Annotated in this window: 18 protein-coding genes; 12 read left to right on the top strand and 6 right to left on the bottom strand. The window is 61.7% G+C overall.

Annotation, left to right across the window (positions count from 1 at the left end; all coding sequences use genetic code 11):
* Positions 1-17 precede the first annotated feature (17 nt).
* Positions 18-851, bottom strand: coding sequence for a MurR/RpiR family transcriptional regulator (locus V1566_RS19795; protein ID WP_395304411.1), 834 nt, complete (start codon positions 849-851; stop codon positions 18-20).
* Between the two features lie 292 nt (positions 852-1,143).
* Between V1566_RS19795 and V1566_RS19790 the strand changes: the two genes are divergently transcribed.
* The 10 genes from V1566_RS19790 (at position 1,144) to iolB (ending at position 14,254) form a co-directional block, all read left to right on the top strand.
* Positions 1,144-2,649, top strand: coding sequence for a CoA-acylating methylmalonate-semialdehyde dehydrogenase (locus tag V1566_RS19790; RefSeq protein ID WP_395304410.1), 1,506 nt, complete (start codon positions 1,144-1,146; stop codon positions 2,647-2,649).
* An 11-nt stretch (positions 2,650-2,660) separates the two neighbouring features.
* On the top strand, positions 2,661-4,586 hold the full coding sequence (gene iolD / locus V1566_RS19785) for a 3D-(3,5/4)-trihydroxycyclohexane-1,2-dione acylhydrolase (decyclizing) (RefSeq protein WP_395304409.1): 1,926 nt from the start codon (positions 2,661-2,663) through the stop codon (positions 4,584-4,586).
* 289 nt (positions 4,587-4,875) lie between these two features.
* The gene (gene iolG, locus V1566_RS19780) at positions 4,876-5,862 is read left to right on the top strand and encodes an inositol 2-dehydrogenase (protein ID WP_395304408.1); all 987 of its coding nucleotides are present in this window, start codon (positions 4,876-4,878) and stop codon (positions 5,860-5,862) included.
* 31 nt (positions 5,863-5,893) lie between these two features.
* Positions 5,894-6,823 (top strand): sugar ABC transporter substrate-binding protein, encoded by a 930-nt coding sequence (locus V1566_RS19775; RefSeq protein WP_064673752.1) that lies wholly within the window; start codon positions 5,894-5,896, stop codon positions 6,821-6,823.
* A gap of 48 nt (positions 6,824-6,871) precedes the next feature.
* Positions 6,872-8,419, top strand: coding sequence for a sugar ABC transporter ATP-binding protein (locus tag V1566_RS19770; protein ID WP_395304407.1), 1,548 nt, complete (start codon positions 6,872-6,874; stop codon positions 8,417-8,419).
* 11 nt (positions 8,420-8,430) lie between these two features.
* Positions 8,431-9,459, top strand: a complete 1,029-nt coding sequence (locus V1566_RS19765) for an ABC transporter permease (protein ID WP_028014045.1) — start codon at positions 8,431-8,433, stop codon at positions 9,457-9,459.
* A gap of 8 nt (positions 9,460-9,467) precedes the next feature.
* The gene (locus V1566_RS19760) at positions 9,468-10,601 is read left to right on the top strand and encodes a Gfo/Idh/MocA family protein (protein WP_088204557.1); all 1,134 of its coding nucleotides are present in this window, start codon (positions 9,468-9,470) and stop codon (positions 10,599-10,601) included.
* Between the two features lie 12 nt (positions 10,602-10,613).
* Positions 10,614-12,518 (top strand): 5-dehydro-2-deoxygluconokinase, encoded by a 1,905-nt coding sequence (iolC, locus tag V1566_RS19755; protein ID WP_395304406.1) that lies wholly within the window; start codon positions 10,614-10,616, stop codon positions 12,516-12,518.
* Positions 12,519-12,529: 11 nt separating this feature from the next.
* Positions 12,530-13,420 carry a myo-inosose-2 dehydratase gene (gene iolE, locus V1566_RS19750; protein ID WP_121425164.1) on the top strand — a complete coding sequence of 297 codons (891 nt, stop codon included), beginning with the start codon at positions 12,530-12,532 and terminating at the stop codon, positions 13,418-13,420.
* 9 nt (positions 13,421-13,429) lie between these two features.
* Positions 13,430-14,254 (top strand): 5-deoxy-glucuronate isomerase, encoded by an 825-nt coding sequence (iolB, locus tag V1566_RS19745; RefSeq protein WP_395304405.1) that lies wholly within the window; start codon positions 13,430-13,432, stop codon positions 14,252-14,254.
* Here the strand turns inward: iolB and V1566_RS19740 are convergent.
* Positions 14,220-15,434, bottom strand: a complete 1,215-nt coding sequence (locus V1566_RS19740; protein ID WP_395304404.1) for an MFS transporter — start codon at positions 15,432-15,434, stop codon at positions 14,220-14,222. The genes iolB and V1566_RS19740 overlap by 35 nt on opposite strands.
* A 114-nt stretch (positions 15,435-15,548) precedes the next feature.
* Between V1566_RS19740 and V1566_RS19735 the strand changes: the two genes are divergently transcribed.
* Complete coding sequence (locus V1566_RS19735) at positions 15,549-15,992, top strand: winged helix-turn-helix transcriptional regulator (protein WP_395304403.1); 444 nt, start codon at positions 15,549-15,551, stop codon at positions 15,990-15,992.
* Positions 15,993-16,005: 13 nt separating this feature from the next.
* Here V1566_RS19735 and V1566_RS19730 read toward each other — a convergent pair whose 3' ends face one another.
* The 3 genes from V1566_RS19730 to V1566_RS19720 are packed head-to-tail and all read right to left on the bottom strand — an operon-like array spanning position 16,006 to position 18,509.
* Positions 16,006-16,749, bottom strand: coding sequence for an alpha/beta fold hydrolase (locus V1566_RS19730; RefSeq protein WP_395304402.1), 744 nt, complete (start codon positions 16,747-16,749; stop codon positions 16,006-16,008).
* 11 nt (positions 16,750-16,760) lie between these two features.
* Positions 16,761-17,228: a DUF6130 family protein gene (locus tag V1566_RS19725; protein ID WP_395304401.1), complete on the bottom strand. Its 468-nt coding sequence runs from the start codon at positions 17,226-17,228 to the stop codon at positions 16,761-16,763.
* Between the two features lie 51 nt (positions 17,229-17,279).
* Positions 17,280-18,509 carry an MFS transporter gene (locus tag V1566_RS19720; RefSeq protein ID WP_395304400.1) on the bottom strand — a complete coding sequence of 410 codons (1,230 nt, stop codon included), beginning with the start codon at positions 18,507-18,509 and terminating at the stop codon, positions 17,280-17,282.
* 97 nt (positions 18,510-18,606) lie between these two features.
* Between V1566_RS19720 and V1566_RS19715 the strand changes: the two genes are divergently transcribed.
* Positions 18,607-19,497, top strand: coding sequence for a LysR family transcriptional regulator (locus tag V1566_RS19715; protein ID WP_395304399.1), 891 nt, complete (start codon positions 18,607-18,609; stop codon positions 19,495-19,497).
* Here the strand turns inward: V1566_RS19715 and V1566_RS19710 are convergent.
* Positions 19,494-19,682 (bottom strand): YfgG family protein, encoded by a 189-nt coding sequence (locus V1566_RS19710; RefSeq protein ID WP_395304398.1) that lies wholly within the window; start codon positions 19,680-19,682, stop codon positions 19,494-19,496. The two genes, V1566_RS19715 and V1566_RS19710, sit on opposite strands and share 4 nt — an antisense overlap.
* Between the last annotated feature and the right edge of the window lie 270 nt (positions 19,683-19,952).

Genomic DNA, 19,952 nt, shown 5'->3' with positions numbered 1-19,952 from the left:
CCGGGAAGTGTATTTTATTATGACTTCCCTTCCCCCAACCGATATGCCAGCGCCACCACCAGCGACTGCACCAGGCACAGCGTCGCCGACTGAGACCGGAACGCATCCACCTGCGCCTCTTTCACCACAAAGCAGAGATCGCTGAACGTCGCCAGCGGGCTTATCTGGCTGTCCGTAATCACGATCTGGCGCGCGCCGACGCTGGCGGCGGTTTCGCTGACCATCACCGTCTCTTCCGCGTACGGCGAGAAGCTGATCGACACCACGATGTCGCGCGCCTTAATGCGGCTAATCTGCTCGCGCAGCATGCCGCCCATGCCGTCGAGCAGGATAGGGCGACACTCCAGGTGGCTCAGGGCATAGGTCAGATACGCGGCGACGCTAAAGGAGCGGCGCAGTCCGGCGATATAGATGGTGTCGGCGTCGGCCAAAAGCTGCACCGCGCGCTCCAGCATCTCTGGTTCGGCGCGGGCGGCCAGCTGCTGCAGCGCCTGGGCGTTCGAGCGGGCGAACTCCTGCAGGATATCGAGCGGCGTTTCCGGCACGGCCTCGCTCTCCATCTCGCGGAACAGCCGGGCGCGGTCGCTGTAGCTGGCGGTCTCCTCCACCAGGTTCATGCGAAACAGCTGTTTCATTTCGTTGAAGCCGGTAAAGTCAAAGGCGTTGGCAAAGCGGATCAGCGTCGAGGGCGGCACGTCGGCGCGCTCGGCAATGACGGCAACCGTATCAAAGGCCACGCTGTTGGTGTTATCCAGCACGTAGCGGGAGACCTGCTGCAGCCTCTTGCTCAGGCTATCGTAGCGATCGCGGATTTGCTGCTGCAGTTCGTTCAGGCTGGTTGCTGTCGTCATCTTATCCCCCAAATACAGTCTTATGATTCTAAACGCAAAACCGCGTCTTTTAAATGTCGGCCATCCATCTGGCAGCAAAAATGAAACAGAAACTTCAGTCATTTCCTCGCCCGAAATTCCTTAATAGCGCACGCTGCGTCAGTGTTGTTGGCTGTTAACATAAAAATCCATCCTTGATCACAATAATCATCATTTGTTTTATTTCAACTTAAAATGGAATATTTGTTTCATATATAGTGTCCAGTACACAGTGTTCAGGTAACAGTCACGTATCAACAGCGAGAGGTTAAGGATGGAGACGGTAGCGAATTTTATTCACGGCGAATGTGTCACCGGTTCAGGCCAGCGCGTTCAGGCGATCTTCAACCCGGCCACCGGCGAGCAGATCCGCCAGGTGGTGATGAGTACGGCGCGGGAAACCGAACAGGCGATTGCCGCCGCGCAGCAGGCGTTTCCGGCCTGGGCGCGCCATGCTCCGTTGAAGCGCGCGCGCGTGATGTTCCGCTTCAAGGCGCTGCTGGAAGAGAACATGGATCGCCTGGCCCGCATCATCAGCGAAGAGCACGGCAAGGTCTTCTCCGACGCGGTGGGCGAGCTGACACGAGGCCTGGAAGTGGTGGAGTTTGCCTGCGGCATCCCGCATCTGCAAAAGGGCGAACACTCGGCGAACGTCGGTACCGGCGTTGACAGCCACTCGCTGATGCAGCCGCTCGGGGTCTGCGTCGGGATCACGCCGTTTAACTTCCCGGCGATGGTGCCGATGTGGATGTTCCCGATTGCGCTGGCGACCGGCAACACCTTCGTGCTGAAACCGTCGGAAAAAGATCCTTCCCTGGCGCTGGCGCTGGCGCAGCTGCTGAAAGAGGCTGGCCTGCCCGACGGCGTCTTCAACGTGGTGCAGGGCGATAAAGAGTCCGTTGACGTGCTCCTGACCGACCCGCGCGTGCAGGCGGTGAGCTTTGTCGGCTCCACGCCGATTGCGGAATACATTTACCAGACCGCGTCCGCCCACGGCAAGCGCTGTCAGGCGCTGGGTGGCGCGAAAAACCACTGCATTCTGATGCCGGATGCCGACATGGAGATGGCGACCAACGCCATCATGGGCGCAGCCTACGGCGCGGCGGGGGAACGCTGCATGGCGCTCTCGGTGGTGCTGGCGGTGGGGGATAAAACCGCCGATGACCTCTGCGCCCGGCTGGAGAAACAGATTGCCGCGCTGCGCGTCGGGCCGGGCCTGGACCAGTCGCCGGAAAACGAAATGGGGCCGCTCATCTCCTCCGCGCACCGCAGCAAGGTGCTGGGCTATATCGATAGCGGGGAAGCGCAGGGAGCGAAACTTCGCGTGGACGGTCGCGGCTTCAGCGTGAAGGGGCACGAGCAGGGCTACTTCGTCGGGCCGACGCTGTTCGATAACGTCACCCCGGAGATGACCATCTATAAAGAAGAGATCTTCGGCCCGGTGCTTTCTGTGGTGCGCGTAGCAGATTACGCCAGCGCGGTGGATCTGATTAACCGCCATGAATATGGTAATGGCTCGGCGATCTTCACCCGCGACGGCGGCTGCGCGCGCCGCTTCTGCGAAGAGGTGCAGGCGGGCATGGTGGGCGTTAACGTGCCGATCCCGGTGCCGATGGCATTCCACAGCTTCGGCGGCTGGAAGCGTTCCATCTTTGGCGCGCTCAACGTCCACGGCAGCGACGGCGTGCGCTTCTACACCCGAATGAAAACCATCACCGCGCGCTGGCCGGAAATGCAGCAGGAGACAGGCGCTGCGTTCTCCATGCCGACGCTGGGCTGACAGGAGGTTTTATGCAAACCGAACGTATGACCATGGCCCAGGCGCTGGTCCGGTTCCTCAATCAACAGTACGTCAGCGTGGACGGCAACGAAACGCCCTTCGTGGAGGGCGTGGCCACCATCTTTGGGCACGGCAACGTGCTGGGTATCGGTCAGGCGCTGGAGCAGGATCCGGGCCATCTGCAGGTGATGCAGGGCTGCAACGAGCAGGGCATCGCCCATATGGCGACGGGATTCGCCAAACAGCATCGCCGTCAGCGTATTTTTGCCGTCACCTCCTCCGTCGGGCCGGGTGCCGCCAATATGGTGACCGCCGCGGCCACCGCCACGGCAAACCGCATCCCGCTGCTGCTGCTGCCGGGCGATATCTACGCCAGCCGCCAGCCGGACCCGGTGCTGCAGCAGATCGAGCAGTATCACGATCTCAGCATCAGCACTAACGACTGCTTCCGTCCGGTCTCCCGCTACTGGGACCGCATCAATCGGCCGGAGCAGCTGATGAGCGCCATGCTAAGCGCGATGCGAACGCTTACTGACCCCGCCAATACCGGCGCGGTGACCATTTGCCTGCCGCAGGACGTGCAGGGAGAGGCCTGGGACTACCCGCTAAGCTTCTTCGCGCGTCGCGTGCACCATATTGAGCGCCGTCCGCCTGACCCGCAGCGTCTGGCGCAGGCGCGGGCGCTGATCGCCCGCAAGCGTCGTCCGCTGGTGGTGTGCGGCGGCGGCGTGCGCTATTCCGGCGCGCATGAGGCGTTTCGCGAATTTGTCGAGACGCTGCGGCTGCCGTTTGCCGAAACCCAGGCCGGAAAGGGGGCGCTGGTAAGTGACCACCCACTTAACCTGGGCGGCGTAGGGGTAACGGGGGGAATGGCCGCCAACCAGCTCGCGCCGCAGGCAGATTTAGTGATCGGCATCGGCACGCGCCTGACCGACTTTACCACCGGCTCCAAGGCGCTCTTTTCCCACCCGGACGTCGAATTCCTGCTGCTGAACGTGGCCGAGTTTGACGCCCTGAAGCTGGACGCGACCGCGCTGATTGCCGATGCCCAAACCGGGCTGACGGCCTTAACCCACGCGCTCGGGGATTATCACAGCGGCTGGGGAGAGGCGATAGCTGATGCGAAGTCCGCCTGGCGCGACGAGTGCCGCCGCCTGTGGGATCGCCAGTGGCGTCCTGACGACGCGCCCGAAGTGGCGGGGCACCTGGACGCGCAGCTGGCGGAATACGGCGAGGCGCTCAACACCCGGCTGACCCAGACGCGGGTGCTGGGGCTGATCAACCAGCATGTGGAGGATAACGCCATCGTGGTGGGCGCGGCCGGTTCGCTGCCAGGGGATTTACAGCGCCTCTGGCAGGTCAAAACGCCGGACAGCTATCACCTGGAGTACGGCTACTCCTGCATGGGCTACGAGATAGCTGCAGCCATTGGCGCGAAGCTCGCCCGACCCGGGCTGCCTGTTTACGCCATGGTGGGGGATGGCTCCTACATGATGCTGCACTCCGAGCTGCAAACCGCGGTGCAGGAGGGCATAAAGATCACCGTTCTGCTGTTTGATAACGCCAGCTTCGGCTGCATTAACAACCTGCAGATGGGGCACGGGATGGGCAGCTTTGGCACGGAAAACCGCCGGCGCAACCCGGAAACCGGGCGGCTTGACGGGCCGCTGGTGAAGGTCGACTTTGCGCAAAACGCGGAAAGCTACGGCTGCCGCGCGTGGCGGGTGAACGACGAGCAAACCCTGCTGGCGGCGCTAGAGGCATCACGGGCGCATCCGGGCCCGACGCTGCTGGACATCAAGGTGCTGCCGAAGACCATGACCCACGATTACGCCTCGTGGTGGCGAACCGGTGATGCGCAGGTGGCAGAGTCTTCTGCCGTGCGTGAGGCTGCGGAGCAAACGCAGGCGCAGGTGAAAAAAGCCCGCCAGTATTAAGTTTTCTCTTCGTAACGAAATTTTCATTTCATTTTTGTTTTCCCCTCACCCTGACCCTCTCCCGGTGGGAGAGGGGACGGATCGGTGCGGTTTTTTCTCCCTCGCCCCTTTGTAATGGCGGGGGCATCTCTCCCGCCATGTTGTGAGATTGATAACAAAATTTATCTCATTCATCTCAAAAGTGTTAACCCACACTCAAAAACATAATTTTCACTATTTATAAAAATGAAATAAATGTTTTATTTATAGGGTCGTTAGTTCACAGCATTCACCAACACCGGGAGCCGTTATGTTTAACATTGCTTTACTGGGCGCTGGCCGAATTGGCCAGGTACATGCAGCTAACATCGCCAGCCACGCCGCGACCACGCTCTGGTCCGTGGTTGACCCGAATCAGGAATTTGCCACCCGTCTCGCCGCGCAGTATCAGGCCCGCCAGCAGAGCCTTATTGATGCGATGACCGACCCTAACGTTCACGCCGTGCTGATCGCCTCCGCCACCGACACCCACGCGGATCTGATTGAAATGGCCGCCCGCCACGGCAAGGCCATCTTCTGCGAAAAGCCGGTACACCTTGACCTCGCCCGCGTGCGCGACTGCCTGAAGGTAGTCAAAGAGTACGACGTGCCGCTGTTTATCGGCTTTAACCGCCGCTTTGACCCGCAGTTCCGCCGCGTGAAAACCGACGTGCAGGCCGGGCGCATCGGCAAACCGGAATCGCTGCTCATCATCTCCCGCGATCCGTCTCCGCCGCCTGCGGAGTACGTGCGCGTCTCCGGCGGCATGTTCCGCGATATGACCATTCATGACTTTGACATGGCCCGGTTCATCATGGGCGAAGAGCCGGTGTCGGTGTATGCCCAGGGCAGCAACCTGGTGGATCCGGCGATTGGCGAGGCGGGGGATATCGATACCGCGTTTATCGTTCTGAAATATGCCTCCGGCGCGATGGCGACCATCGTTAACAGCCGCCGTTCATCTTACGGCTACGACCAGCGCCTGGAGCTGCACGGCTCCGAAGGGCTGCTGTGCGCGGGCAACATCCTTGAAAACCAGGTGCAGCACTACGGCAAACAGGGCTGCACCAGCGCGCTGCCGGAACACTTCTTCCTGCAGCGCTACAAATCCGCTTACGCCGCGGAATGGGAACACTTTGTTGCGATCCTGCGCGGCGAAGCGGTGCCTGACTGCAGCGGCGATGATGGTGAACGTGCGCTGTACCTTGCGGATAAAGCGCTGGAGTCACTGCGCAGCCAGCGCGAGATCGTCCTCTAAACACAACAACCCTACACAGAGAGACATAATAATGAAAAAACTGATCGTAGCCGCCCTCATCGCCATGACGTCCGGGGCCGCCCTCGCCGAAAACGAGCAAATTGTTTTCAGTACGCCAAACCTGGCCATGCCGTTTGAAGTTCACATGCAGCGCACGGCGGTGAAAGCCGCAAAAGAGATGGGCGTGAAGCTTCAGGTGCTGGACGGACAGGGCAGCTCGCCGAAGCAGGTGGCTGACCTGGAAAACGCCATCACCCGCGGGGCGCAGGGCTTTATCGTCTCCCCGAACGACGTGAACGCGGTCTCCAGCGCGGTGGATGAAATTCAGGATGCGAAGCTGCCGATCGTCACCCTTGACCGCTCCGTCGACAGCCAGAAGAAAGTGCCGCACTTCGGCGCCAACAACTACAAGGGTGGCCAGGCGATTGGCGACTTCGTCAAAACCAAATTCCCCAACGGCGCGGACATCATTCTCCTCACCGGCCAGCCGGGCTCTTCCTCCAATATTGAACGCACCAAAGGGATCCGCGACAGCCTGAAGGCGGGCGGGGATAAGTACAAGATCGTCGCCGATCAGACCGGCAACTGGATGCGTTCGGAAGGGATGCGCATTGTTGAAAGCGTTCTGCCTTCGCTGCCGAAACGCCCGCAGGTGATCCTCTCCGCCAACGACGATATGGCGCTGGGCGCGATTGAAGCGCTGCAGAGCCAGGGCGTGAAGCCGGGCGAAATCCTGGTGACCGGGTTTGATGCGGTGCCGGAAGCGCTGGCCCGCGTGCGCGACGGCTGGCTGGCGGTAACGGCGGATCAGCGTCCTGGCTTTGCGGTGCAGACGGCGATGAGCCAGCTGGTAGCCAACGTGCGCGAGAAGAAAGCCATCACCGGGGCCGACTACCCGCCGACGCTGATCACCAAAGAGAACCTGCAGCAGGCTGAGCGTATCGGTGAGGCCGGTAACTAATATGTCCCGAGCCGCCTCTGGCGGCTCATCATGAGGAGGAGCAGACTGATGTCGCAACCCTTACTGAAAGTGACCGACCTGGCAAAAAGCTTTTCCGGCGTCTGGGCGCTGAGCAGCGCTCAATTGACCGTCGGCAGCGGAGAAATTCACGCCCTGCTGGGGGAAAACGGGGCGGGGAAATCCACGCTGCTGAAGGCGCTCGCGGGTGCGCAGCCGCAAACCCGCGGGGACATCTGGTTCAACGGCGAAACGCTGCCGGTGGACGACTCCCCGGTGGAACGCCAGAACAAGGGCATTATCACCATCTATCAGGAATTCAACCTGCTGCCCAACATGACCGTTGCGGAAAACATGTTTCTCGGGCGCGAGCCGCGCAGGCGTAACCTGATCGTCGACGAAAGGGCGGTTAACCAGGAGGCGCAGGTCATTCTCGATTACCTGCAGCTGAACGTTGCGCCGACCACGCCGGTCGCCCGTCTGAGCGTGGCCCAGCAGCAGATGGTGGAGATCGCCCGGGCGCTGACCCTCAACGCCCGGTTAATCATCATGGACGAACCTTCCGCCGCGCTGAGCGACAGCGAGGTGGAAAGCCTGCACCGCGTGGTGCGCGAGCTTAAAAACCGCGGCGTGAGCATTATTTATGTTACCCACCGTCTGCACGAAGTTTTCCAGCTCTGCGATCGCTTCACCGTTTTCCAGGACGGCCGCTTCACCGGCACCGGCGCGGTGGCGGAGACCAACGTCGAACAGCTGATCCGCCTGATGGTCGGGCGCGACGTGGCCTTTAATCGCCGTCCCGCCAGCGAAACCCATCATCAAGACAAACCCGTCCGCCTGGCGGTGAAGGGGCTGAGTCGCGAAAAGCCGCCGCTGGATCCGCACGGCATTGCCCTGCACGACATCAGCTTCCATGTCCACGCCGGGGAAGTATTAGGCATTGCCGGGCTGGTGGGGGCGGGACGTACCGAAGTGGCCCGCTGCCTGTTTGGCGCAGACGCGTTTACCTCCGGGAGCTTTGAGCTGGACGGCGTGCCGTATCAGCCGCGCGACCCGCTGTATGCCCTCGATCAGGGCGTGGCGCTGGTGCCGGAAGATCGCAAAAAAGAGGGGGCGGTGCTGGGGCTGTCGATTCGCGACAACCTGTCGCTCTCCTGCCTCTCCTCGCTGCTGCAGTGGCGCTGGTTCGTGAACACCCGCAAAGAGGACGACCTGATTGAGTCCTACCGCAAGGCGCTGCAGATCAAAATGGTCAACAGCGCGCAGGAGGTGCGCAAGCTCTCCGGCGGCAACCAGCAAAAAGTGATCCTCGCGCGCTGCATGGCGCTCAACCCGCGGGTGCTGATCGTCGATGAGCCGACGCGCGGTATCGACGTGGGGACTAAATCGGAAGTGCACCAGGTGCTGTTTGACATGGCGAAAAAGGGCGTGGCGGTGATCGTGATCTCCTCCGATCTGCCTGAAGTGATGGCGGTGTCTGACCGGATCATCACCCTAAGCGAAGGCCGGGTGACCGGCGAGATCCACGGCGACGACGCTAACGAAGAACGGCTGATGACGATGATGGCCATCAACCACAACGCCCTGAACGCGGCATAACGGAGTTTCTCATGACGCAGATGATTTCTAAAACGCAGGCCCCGGTCAAACGCGCCGGACGCATCGATCCCATCGCCTTCTTCGAGCGCTTCGGGGTGCTGATTTTCATGATCCTGCTGCTGATCTTCTTCCAGTCGCAGAACAGCAACTTTTTCTCTGAACGCAATATTTTCAACATCCTGACCGAAGTCTCCATCTACGGGATCATGGCCGTGGGGATGACCTTCGTCATTCTGACCGCCGGGATCGACCTCTCCGTGGGCTCCATTCTGGCGGTGTGCGCCATGACCGCGGCGTACGTGATCAAAGGCGACAACTTCACCACCGTCGACCCGAACGCCTGGGGCGGCATGAGCTGGCTGATTGGGCTGGGGATTTGTCTGGCCATGGGCACGGCGATTGGCTTCCTGCACGGCCTGGGCGTCACCCGCCTGCGTCTGCCGCCGTTCATCGTCACCCTCGGCGGGATGACCATCTGGCGCGGCCTGACGCTGGTGATTAACGACGGCGCGCCGATTGCCGGTTTCGATCCTGGCTACCGCTGGTGGGGGCGCGGGGAGCTGCTCGGCATCTCTATTCCTATCTGGATCTTCGCCATCGTCGCCGTCGGCGGCTATCTGGCGCTGCATAAAACCCGCTGGGGCCGCTTCGTCTACGCCATCGGCGGCAACCCGGAGGCGGCACGCCTGGCGGGGGTGAACGTCAAGCGCGTGCTGGTCAGCGTCTACGTGCTGATCGGCTGTCTCGCCGGGCTGGCGGGCTTCATCCTGAGCGCGCGTCTGGGGAGCGCCGAGGCGGTCGCCGGGATCTCCTTTGAGCTGCGCGTCATCGCCTCGGTGGTGATCGGCGGCACCTCGCTGATGGGCGGCTACGGGCGCATCGGCGGCACCATTATCGGCTCCATCATTATGGGCATTCTGATTAACGGCCTGGTGCTGATGAACGTCTCGGCCTACTACCAGCAAATTATCACCGGATTAATTATCGTTCTGGCGGTGGCATTTGATACCTATGCCAAAAGCCGTCGCGGCGCACTGTGAGGATCACGATGAAAGAGGTTCGTATTGGATTAATTGGCACCGGGTATATCGGCAAGGCGCACGCTATCGCCTATGCCCAGGCCCCGACGGTGTTCAACCTGCGCGGCAGGCTGGTGCGCGAGATGGTGGCGGAAGTCACGCCGGAGCTGGCGGCAGAGCGCGCACAGGCGTTTGGCTTCAACCGCTCCACCGGGGATTGGCGGGCGCTGGTGGCCGACCCGGCCATTGACGTGGTGGATATTTGTTCACCCAACCACCTGCATAAGGAGATGGCGCTGGAGGCGATCCGCCACGGCAAGCACGTCTACTCGGAGAAGCCGCTGGCGCTGAACGCCCACGACGCGCGCGAGATGGTCGACGCCGCGAAGCGGGCCGGGGTGAAAACGCTGGTGGGGTTCAACTACATGAAGAACCCGACGGCGCAGCTGGCGAAGGAAATTATCGCCCGCGGCGAGATTGGCGAGGTGATCCACTTCTACGGCACCCACAACGAAGACTATATGGCCGACCCGCTGTCGCCCATTCACTGGCACTGCTTTAAAGAGACCGCCGGGCTGGGGGCGCTGGGCGACCTCGCGGCGCACATCGTCAATATGGCCCAGTACCTGGTGGGGGATATCGAGCAGGTCTGCGGCGACCTGAAGATCGTGGTCCCGGCGCGCCCGGCGAAAGCCGGTTCGTCGGAGATGATTGCCGTCGAAAACGAGGATCAGGCCCACGCGATGGTGCGTTTTGCGGGCGGGGCGCAGGGCGTGATTGAAACCTCCCGCGTTGCCTGCGGCCGCAAGATGGGGCTGTCGTACGTCATCACCGGGACGAAAGGCGCCATCAGCTTCACCCAGGAGCGTATGGCGGAGCTGAAGCTCTATCTGCATGACGATCCGGTGAACCGTCAGGGATTCCGCACGCTGCTCGTCGGCCCGGCGCACCCGGACTACGCCGCGTTCTGCATGGGCGCGGGCCACGGGATTGGCTTTAACGATCAAAAAACGGTGGAGGTGCGCGACCTGGTGGACGGGATTGCCGCCGACGCGCCGATGTGGCCGGACTTCGAAGAGGGCTGGAAGGTGTCGCGCGTGCTGGACGCGATTGCGCTCTCGCACCGGGAAGGCCGCTGGCTGAACGTGAACGACATTGTCTGATGAGGTATCAACGTGGAAAAGCAGTTTGATGTGATATGCATGGGCCGCGTGGCGGTAGACCTCTACAGCCAGCAGATTGGTGCCCGTCTGGAAGACGCGTCGAGCTTCGCCAAATATCTCGGCGGGTCGTCCGGCAACGTGGCGTACGGTACCGCGCGTCAGGGTTTACGCTCGTCGATGCTGGCGCGCGTCGGCGATGAACATATGGGCCGCTTCCTGCGGGAAGAGCTCAACCAGGTGGGCTGCGATACCCGCCATCTGATTACCGATAAAGAACGCCTCACGGCGCTGGTGCTACTCGGCATTAAAGACCGGGACACCTTTCCTCTGATTTTTTATCGCGATAACTGCGCGGACATGGCGATTACCGCCAGCGATGTGGACGAAAGCTACATTGCCTCCGCACGTTGTCTTGCCATCACCGGGACCCACCTTTCTCATCCGCAGACCCGCGAGGCGGTGCTGACGGCGCTGGGCTATGCCCGCCGTCACGGCGTGCGCACGGTGCTGGACATAGACTACCGTCCGGTGCTGTGGGGGCTGACCGCCTTAGGCGACGGGGAAACGCGCTTTATCGCCGCTGATAAGGTCACCCGCGAGCTGCAGGAAGTGCTGCACCTCTTCGACGTCATTGTCGGCACCGAAGAGGAGTTTCACATTGCGGGCGGCAGCACGGATACCCTCCAGGCGCTGGGGCAGGTGCGCGCCGTCAGTGACGCTGCGCTGGTCTGCAAACGCGGCGCGCTCGGCTGCTCGGTCTACACCGACGCCATTCCGCCCCGGCTGGACGACGGCCTGACGGTGACCGGCGTGCGCGTGGAGGTGCTGAACGTCCTTGGGGCGGGGGATGCGTTTATGTCCGGCCTGCTGCGCGGCTACCTGAACGACGAGGGCTGGGAGCAGGCGTGCCGCTACGCCAACGCCTGCGGCGCGCTGGTGGTGTCGCGCCACGGCTGCGCCCCGGCGATGCCGAGCAAAATCGAGCTGGATGATTATCTCTCGCGCGCCGCAATGGTGCCGCGCCCGGATCTCGACCCGCGTCTTAACCATCTCCACCGGGTCACCACCCGCCGCCGCGAGTGGCCGGAACTGTGCGTGATGGCCTTCGACCACCGCAGCCAGCTTGAGGATATGGCGATGCAGTGCGGCGCGTCGCTTAAGCGCATTCCGGCGCTGAAGCAGCTGATCCTGCAGGCCAGCCGCGAGGCGGCGAGCCGCGCCGGGCTGGAGGGCAAAGCCGGTCTGCTGTGCGACGGCACCTTTGGTCAGGACGCGCTGAACGCGATCACCGGCGAAGGGTGGTGGATTGGGCGTCCCATCGAGCTGCCGGGTTCGCGGCCGCTGGAGATGGAGCACGGCAACATCGGCACCCAGCTTATCAGCTGGCCGCAGGAGCACGTGGTGAAGTGCCTGGTCTTCTTCCACCCGGAAGATGCCCACGGCCTGCGCCTGGAGCAGGAGCAGAAAATCGCCGAGGTGTACCACGCCTGCTGCCGGTCCGGGCACGAGCTGCTGCTGGAGGTGATCCTGCCCGCCAGCATGCCGCGCAGCGACGAGCTCTACCTGCGCGCCATCTCCCGCTTCTACAACCTGGGCATTTACCCGGACTGGTGGAAGCTGCCGCCGCTCTCGGCCGACGGCTGGACGGCGCTGAGCGAGATTATCGAACGCCGGGACCCGCACTGCCGCGGGGTGGTTATCCTCGGCCTGGACGCTCCGGCGGAACAGCTGCGCGCCGACTTCAGAGCCGCAGCGGGGCAGACGCTGGTGAAAGGCTTCGCCGTGGGGCGCACGCTGTTTGGCGATGCGTCCCGCGCGTGGCTGAAGCACGATATTGACGATGCGCAGCTGGTGGCGCGCATTCGGGACAACTACCTGCAGCTTATCGCCTGGTGGCGCGAGCGCGGACACGCATAATGGAGACGACAATGAGTGTGCAATTAGGCATTAACCCGCTGACGTGGACGAACGACGACCTGCCTTCTCTCGGCGCGGAGACGTCGCTGGAGACCTGTCTGAGTGAAGGGAAAGAGGCCGGTTTTGCCGGCTTCGAGTTGGGCAATAAATTCCCGCGCGAAGCGCGCCTGCTAGGCCCCATCCTGCAGCGCCACGACCTGCAGCTGGTCTCCGGCTGGTACTCCGGTCGCCTGCTGGAGCGCAGCGTGGAGGAAGAGATCGCCGCCGTGCAGTCGCACCTGACGCTGCTGCGCGAGCTGGGGGCGAAGGTGCTGGTCTTTGCGGAAGTGAGCGGCTGCATTCACGGCGAGCAGCAGACCCCGGTGCATCTGCGCCCGCGCTTCCCGCAGGCGCGCTGGAAGGAGTACGGCGAGAAGCTCACCGAATTTGCCCGCTACACCCAGCAGCAGGGCGTGCAGATTGCCTACCATCACCATATGGGCACGGTGATTGAATCTGCCGACGACGTGGACAACCTGATGATCCACACCGGGGAGGCGGTTGGATTGCTGCTGGATACCGGCCATCTGACCTTTGCCGGGGCCGATCCGCTGGCGGTGGCGCAGCGCTGGGCGTCACGCATCAACCACGTTCACTGCAAAGACGTGCGCGCCGACGTGCTGGCGGACGTGAAAAACCGCAAAACCAGCTTCCTCGATGCGGTGCTGAGCGGCGTATTTACCGTGCCGGGCGACGGCTGCGTCGATTACCCGCCGATTATGCGGCTGCTGAAGGCGCAGGATTATCACGGCTGGCTGGTGGTCGAGGCGGAGCAGGATCCGGCGATTGCCCATCCGCTGACCTACGCCCGTCTGGGCTATAACAACCTGAGCCGCCTGGCGCGCGACGCCGGACTGATTTGAGGAGGGGACATGTCACGTCTGTTATCACGCTGGCAACAGCCGAACGCGGAGGGGCGCACCCAGTCCGTCACGCCGGAAAGCGCAGGGTGGGGATACGTCGGCTTTGAGACGTATGAGCTGCAGGAGGGGCAGACGCTGACGCTGCCCGCCGTCAGCGAAGAGCGCTGCCTGGTGCTGGTCGCCGGGCGGGCCTCCATCAGCACGCCTTCCGCGCAGTTTAACGACATCGGCGAACGGATGAGCCCCTTCGAGCGCATCAAGCCGTGGTCGGTGTACGTCACCCCGCAGGAGACGGTGCAGGTGAAGGCGCTGACGAAGCTGGAGCTGGCGGTCTGCGCCGCGCCGGGCAAGGGCACGTATCCGACGCGGCTGATTGCGCCGCAGGATATCGACGGCGAGGCGCGCGGCAAGGGCAACAACCAGCGCTACGTGCATAATATTTTGCCGGAAGACAAGCCTGCCGACAGCCTGCTGGTGGTGGAGGTGTGGACCCGTGAGGGCTGCACCAGCTCGTACCCGAGCCACAAGCACGACGCGGATAACCCGCCCCAGGAAACGTATCTGGAGGAGACCTACTACCATCGCCTCAACCCGGAGCAGGGGTTCTGCATGCAGCGCGTCTACACCGACGACAGAACGCTGGATGAGTGTATGGCGGTCTACAACCGTGACGTGGTGATGGTGCCGAAGGGCTACCACCCTGTGGCGACGATGGCCGGGTATGACAGCTACTACCTCAACGTGATGGCCGGGCCGGTGCGTAAATGGATGTTCACCTGGGAAGAAGACCACGCGTGGATTAATCGGGATTATCCCGCGGATGGCGGTGGCTGAAGCGGGTTAGCCACCAGAACACCAGCGCCAGCAGGCTGACCGAGGCGCCAAGCAGGCAGACGCCCGGCCAGCCGGCAAAGGCATACGTCATCGTCGTGCTGAGTGCCCCCAGCCCGCTGCCGACGGCATAAAACAACATGTAAAGTCCTACCAGTCGGCTGTGCGCCTCGGGACGGGTGCGAAAAATCATACTCTGGTTGGTGACGTGCAGCGCCTGACCGCCCAAATCGAGCAGTATGATGCCGATAAGCATGATCCCGAGTGAACGGTCTATCAGCGACAAAGGCCACCATGCCAACAGCAGAATCACCAGCGCCGCCGCGGTGGTGCGTTGGGCATATCCCCGATCGGCCCAGCGTCCTGCCCGGCCAGCCGCCAGCGCCCCCACCGCGCCTGCCAGCCCAAACGCGCCAATTGCGGTGTGCGAAAAGTTAAAGGGCGGAGCGCTCAGCGGCAGCACCAGCGCGCTCCAGAAAATGTTGAACGACGCAAACATCAGCAGCGCCAGCACGCCGCGTATCTGCAGCACCTTTTCCTGCCGCAGCAGCGTGAGCATTGAGCCAATCAGCCGCGGATAGCTCATCGTGGCTGTGACGGCTGGCAGGGCGGGGAGTCGCCACCACAGAGGTAACGCAATGATGAGCATCAGCGCGGCAGCACAAAGATAGACCCCGCGCCAGCCAGCGATATCGCTGATGCCACCGGCAAAGACGCGAGCGAGCAGCAGACCTATGAACACGCCGCCCTGTGCCGCGCCGACAACGCGCCCCTGTTCATGGGGCGACGCGGCGCTGGCGGCGTAGGCGATTAGCCCCTGCGTCATAGCCGTACCCAGCATTCCGGTCGCTAGCATGCCGGTAAGCAGAGTGGAGGAGGACTGTGCCATGCTGACGAATACCAGCGCGGTGACCAGAGCAACCAGCTGGATGGCCATCAGTCGTCGACGATCCACTTTGTCACCCAGAGGAACCACAAGCAAAAGGGCCAGCGCGCAGCCAATTTGTGTCGCGGTCACCACGCCACCCACGGCCGCATGGCTGATGCCGAAATCGTTCGCCAGCGCGTCAAGCAAAGGCTGGGCGTAATAGACGTTTGCCACGCTTAAGCCGCTGGCAGTGGCGAACAGCCAGACCATGCTGCGCGGCATGTCGGCTGAAGGAAGGGCTGACGTCAGTGACATGTTCAAAATCCTCGCCTGTGATAACCTGGTTTTAAAATAAAACTGGTTGAATGCTAGGTTATGCGGTTTTAAAATGCAACTGGTTTGATCTGGCCTTTGCGAGGAAAATGAGTGATGTCCCAGAAGACGGTAAAAGAGGAATATTGTCCCGTTGCCCGCAGCGTTGATCTGATCGGAGATCGCTGGTCGCTTCTTATTGTGCGTAATGCGTTTGACGGCATGACGCGCTTCGGCGATTTCCAGCGCAGCCTGGGCGTGGCGCGCAACATCCTTTCTGACCGGCTTCGTAAGCTGGTTGAGGCGGACATCCTGACGTTACAGGGGGCATCAGACGGCACGGCTTATCAGGAATATGTCTTGACCGACAAGGGTGAACGTCTTTTCCCGGTGATCGTGGCGCTGCGTCAGTGGGGGGAGCAAAATCTGTTTGCGCAGGGCGAGCGCCACTCGCTGCTGGTCGACAGGCGGACGGGAAGGCCGGTTCCCTTTATGGCGCCAGCAGCGCATGACGGTACTGCGCTGCTGCCGGTAGATACGAAAGTGCAGAAGATAGAATAAGCTGCCGCGGGGGTTACTTGTCCCCGACTGCCTGCTCAATCGTCCGGGCGATAGCCTCCGGCTGGCTCACCATCGACACGTGGCTTGCCGCCACCTCGGCGGTTTTCGCATGGATCGTCTTCGCCATCGCTCGTTCAAGATCGGGGTTGATCATTCGATCATTCTTGCTGACCACATACCAGCTCGGTTTGTCATGCCACGCCGCGTGGGCGACCTTTTCACCAAACGCCTCGGCCTTAATTGGCCCCTGCGTGGCTGCAATCGTGTTTTGAGTGTCTGGCTTCACGTCAGGCGCGAAGTCCTTTCTGACGGCTTCCGTCGGCAGGTATAAATAGCCGTCCGCCGTTTTAGCGATGCCCGCGCTGCCCGGGGGGGCAGGGTAGCTTCCTGCCAGGTCCGCCGTCGACTGGCCGGAGTCCGGCGCGAACGCCGCCACATACACCAGCGATTTTACCCGCGCATCGTTACCCGCCTCGCTAATTACGGTGCCGCCCCAGGAGTGGCCCACCAGAACCACGTCACCCTGCGCACGGGCGATGGCCCGTTTTGTGGCCGCAACGTCATCCTTAAGCGAGGTGAGCGGGAGCTGGACGGCAATGACCTCTGCGTGCTGTTTCTGCAGCAGGGTAATCACCTTATTCCAGCTGCTGCCGTCGGCAAACGCGCCGTGGACCAGCACCACGCTGGTTTTACTCTGTGCAAAGGCGCTGGCGGAAAGCGCCAGCAGGCCTGCCGTCACTACAGACAGTGCTTTCATCTTCAGACTCCTTAAAAGTGATGGACTGCCGCGTGGGGCGGGACGGTGAATTCAACGGTTTTGTGGTCGAGCGGCTTATGCGTCGGGTCGGCCAGAATAAGGGTCACCTTGTGTTTACCGGCGGGCAGCCCCACCAGGATCACCGGCTCTCCGCTGGCGTCAGCCCAGTGCCACGGCGCGTCATCCACCACCACGTGAATGTGCCCGATGCGCGGGGTGACCCTGAGCGCTTCGGGGCCGAATACCGGCTCGATGCGCAGGTTTTCGGCACGGTACTGAATAAACACCGCGCCTTTGCTCAGCGGCCCGGCAAGCGGCGGATCGACGATCAGCTTTGCGGGCGGCTGCGGCTGCGCCAGCGGCGCAACGGCGGCGGGGCCGTTAACGTCCTCGGCGCTCAGGTTGTCCAGCGGTGTGGCCTGGGCATGGGCTACAGATGCCAGGACAAGCAGGGGGAAAAGTGCATAACGACGGATCATTGGTCTCTCTCCTCATCGGTTCTGAATGGCGACAGGGAAAGAAAACCATTTTTATGTATCGGAGATATTTGCCGGAGGCGGCGTTTTGTACCCGTTTGTCAGCGCAGGGTTCTGGATACAGTGCGATACACTTTTCCTGCCGGGACGGCGCACAATCGCTATCGCCAGCCCGGCAATCACCAGCGTCAGCCCCGTTGAAACCCACATTGCACCCGCGATCCCCAGCGTTTTATTCAGCCACGCATAGGCAAACGGTGAGGCTGCCGCCATCAGCTGGCCGGGGATCAGCAGCATGCCGGTGCGGCGGGCATAGCTTTCGGTGCTAAACAGCTCCAGCGGCAGGGTGGCTTTCACGATGGTGACCAGCCCGTTGATGGCGCCATAGCCCAGCACAAACCCGGCCGCAAACCAGACAAACAGGGCGCTGCTTATCCCCAGAAGAAAGCAGAGCGGCATGGCGAGCGCGGTAAAAAGCGTGAGTTTGAAGGGAGTTAAGCGGGCACCCGCCAGCACTTCCAGCGAGCGGGCGCCCGTCTGGCCGATCCCCCACAGCATGCCGATGGCGACTGGCAGGCCGAAGTGGGCAATAAACTCCGGCAGATGGGTGGACGTGCCGTTAGAGACAAAGGTGATGAGGGCAATGAAGGCGGCATAAAGCCAGCCGTTACGCCGCTCGTTGTTCAGCGGCGGCGCGGTGACCTTTGTCGTCACCGTCAGCCGCTGCCGGGGAAGCGTTCTTATCAGCGCCGCGCTCAGCAGGCCGAAGAGAGCATAGACGCGTAGCGCCTCCTGCCAGCCCATCACCTGAAGCAGAGCATCGCCCAGCGGCCAGAAGACGGCGGAGGCCAGCCCGCCCGCCAGCGTGACGCGTGAGATTGTTCTTCGCGCCTGCTGCCCGTAAAGGTTCACCAGCGCGGCGAACAACGCATCGTACAGCGACAGACGCATCCCTGTACCGGTGACCAGCCAGGCGCAGTACCAGCCAAGAAGCGTCTGGGTATACGCCATCCCTGCACAGCTTGCGGCGATCAGCAACGTTCCGCTCATCACCACCGTCTGACCGCCAAAGCGTGCCAGCAGGCGGGCGACAAACGGGGAAACCGCCGCCATCACCAGCATCGCCAGCGTCAGGCCGAGGTAAATCTGCGGAGATGACCATCCCCGGTCAGCTGCAATGGCCAGCGCAAAGGTGCCGGGCATATAAAACGAGATCCCCCAGTTGATGAGTTGATTACATCCCGCCATGAGGGCGAGGCGGCGAGGCAGGGCAGGTGTTTCCATTATTTTTCATTCCGCTATGCAGTTGTCCTGAGCATAACGCGCGCGGTATTGTGCTGGCAGGGCAGCAACCTTATGCGCGGTATAAGAGAAACTTTGAATGACGACGCTTAATCTGGGCTATCTCGCCACGTTCCGTCTGGTCATCCAGCGCGGCAGCTTTTCAGCGGCAGCGGATGTGCTGGGCATTTCCCAGCCCGCCGTCAGCCTGCAAATACGCCAGCTGGAGCAGTTTCTGCAAACGCGGCTGGTGGAGCGGACCGGGCGGGGGATTAAGGCAACGGCTGCCGGGCAGGCTTTGCTGGTGCACGGGGAGCGTATTCAGCAGGCGGTGGATGACGCTATCCGGTCCGTGAGCGCCTTCAGCCACGATGTGAGCGGCACCATTACGCTGGGTACGGGTGCAACGGCCTGCATCCATCTTCTGCCACCGCTGCTGGAGAAGCTGCGCCGCGACTATCCGCTCCTGAGCGTGGGGGTGACGACGGGCAACACCCTCGACATCGTCAGGGCCATCGAAGAGAACCGTCTCGATATGGGGCTGGTGACGCTGCCGGTGAGCGGCAGAGCGCTGGACGTCATGCCGGTGATGGACGAAGAGTTTGTCTTTATCGCGTCGCGGGAGCAGCAGGAGGCTTTCAGGGCGTTCACCCCGGAGGCGCTGCACGCTCAGCCGCTGATTGCCTTTGAATCAGGCAGCGGTACCCGGGCGCTGATCGACGGCTGGTTTGCAGCCAGTGGATTAGCGATCGCGCCGGCGATGCAGCTTGGCAGCATCGAGGCGATCAAACGCATGGTTCGCGCGGGGCTGGGCTACAGTATTGTGCCGCGAATGGCGGTCAAACAGGATGTCGATCGCGAAGGGCTATGCGTGATGTCGCTTACGCCTATGCTGCAGCGGCAGCTGGCGGTGGTGATGCGGCAGGATAAAATCCTCAGCAAAGGGATAGCAGGCATTATTCGGATAGTGCAAAACCATCCGGCGGCCTAGCGGTCAGCGGTATCGATGGTCAGGCTGGACTGCTGCGACTGGGTTTTGTCCTGATGGTGATACCAGGCGCCAATCGAAGAGTAAACGAAGCGGCCAAAGAAAAACAGGAAGCTGATGAGCAGTATGATGCGGGTCATTCGGGTGTTAAATTGATGTCGTTTGCGCATACGCGTGACCTGACTCACTCTGTTTATCCTGGGTAAGCCCTTTTGGACGATAAGGACATTAAGGCACAGCGGGAAGGTGGGGTCAATTCTGCAGTGTGTAAATAACCGTCAATGTTTACATTAAATAATGTTATTAAAATTAATTAATGCATTTACCATATTGATAGTATGAAGAAAATGATTTCAAAAAAACGCCGCCAAAAAGATATTTGCGTAAATTAGTTTGATTTAAGTCAACGGGTTCCCGGCCCTGATATTTAAAATCCTTCCTCCACACTGTTCGCCCCG

The organism is Enterobacter sp. ECC-019 (genome assembly GCF_043974075.1).
GTDB classification, from domain to species: domain Bacteria; phylum Pseudomonadota; class Gammaproteobacteria; order Enterobacterales; family Enterobacteriaceae; genus Enterobacter; species Enterobacter asburiae_D.
The sequence above is the reverse complement of the archived record's forward strand: the minus strand, read 5'-3'. Positions and strand labels throughout refer to the sequence as shown.

Excerpts from the sequence above, each read along its gene's own strand:
- iolD (WP_395304409.1), top strand. The coding sequence starts at position 2,661 with ATGCAAACCGAACGTATGACCATGGCCCAGGCGCTGGTCCGGTTCCTC.
- V1566_RS19775 (WP_064673752.1), top strand. The coding sequence starts at position 5,894 with ATGAAAAAACTGATCGTAGCCGCCCTCATCGCCATGACGTCCGGGGCC.
- V1566_RS19790 (WP_395304410.1), top strand. The coding sequence starts at position 1,144 with ATGGAGACGGTAGCGAATTTTATTCACGGCGAATGTGTCACCGGTTCA.
- iolG (WP_395304408.1), top strand. The coding sequence starts at position 4,876 with ATGTTTAACATTGCTTTACTGGGCGCTGGCCGAATTGGCCAGGTACAT.
- iolE (WP_121425164.1), top strand. The coding sequence starts at position 12,530 with ATGAGTGTGCAATTAGGCATTAACCCGCTGACGTGGACGAACGACGAC.
- iolB (WP_395304405.1), top strand. The coding sequence starts at position 13,430 with ATGTCACGTCTGTTATCACGCTGGCAACAGCCGAACGCGGAGGGGCGC.
- V1566_RS19765 (WP_028014045.1), top strand. The coding sequence starts at position 8,431 with ATGACGCAGATGATTTCTAAAACGCAGGCCCCGGTCAAACGCGCCGGA.
- V1566_RS19720 (WP_395304400.1), bottom strand. The coding sequence starts at position 18,509 with ATGGAAACACCTGCCCTGCCTCGCCGCCTCGCCCTCATGGCGGGATGT.
- V1566_RS19740 (WP_395304404.1), bottom strand. The coding sequence starts at position 15,434 with ATGTCACTGACGTCAGCCCTTCCTTCAGCCGACATGCCGCGCAGCATG.
- V1566_RS19730 (WP_395304402.1), bottom strand. The coding sequence starts at position 16,749 with ATGAAAGCACTGTCTGTAGTGACGGCAGGCCTGCTGGCGCTTTCCGCC.
- V1566_RS19715 (WP_395304399.1), top strand. The coding sequence starts at position 18,607 with ATGACGACGCTTAATCTGGGCTATCTCGCCACGTTCCGTCTGGTCATC.
- V1566_RS19735 (WP_395304403.1), top strand. The coding sequence starts at position 15,549 with ATGTCCCAGAAGACGGTAAAAGAGGAATATTGTCCCGTTGCCCGCAGC.
- V1566_RS19795 (WP_395304411.1), bottom strand. The coding sequence starts at position 851 with ATGACGACAGCAACCAGCCTGAACGAACTGCAGCAGCAAATCCGCGAT.
- V1566_RS19770 (WP_395304407.1), top strand. The coding sequence starts at position 6,872 with ATGTCGCAACCCTTACTGAAAGTGACCGACCTGGCAAAAAGCTTTTCC.
- V1566_RS19725 (WP_395304401.1), bottom strand. The coding sequence starts at position 17,228 with ATGATCCGTCGTTATGCACTTTTCCCCCTGCTTGTCCTGGCATCTGTA.
- V1566_RS19760 (WP_088204557.1), top strand. The coding sequence starts at position 9,468 with ATGAAAGAGGTTCGTATTGGATTAATTGGCACCGGGTATATCGGCAAG.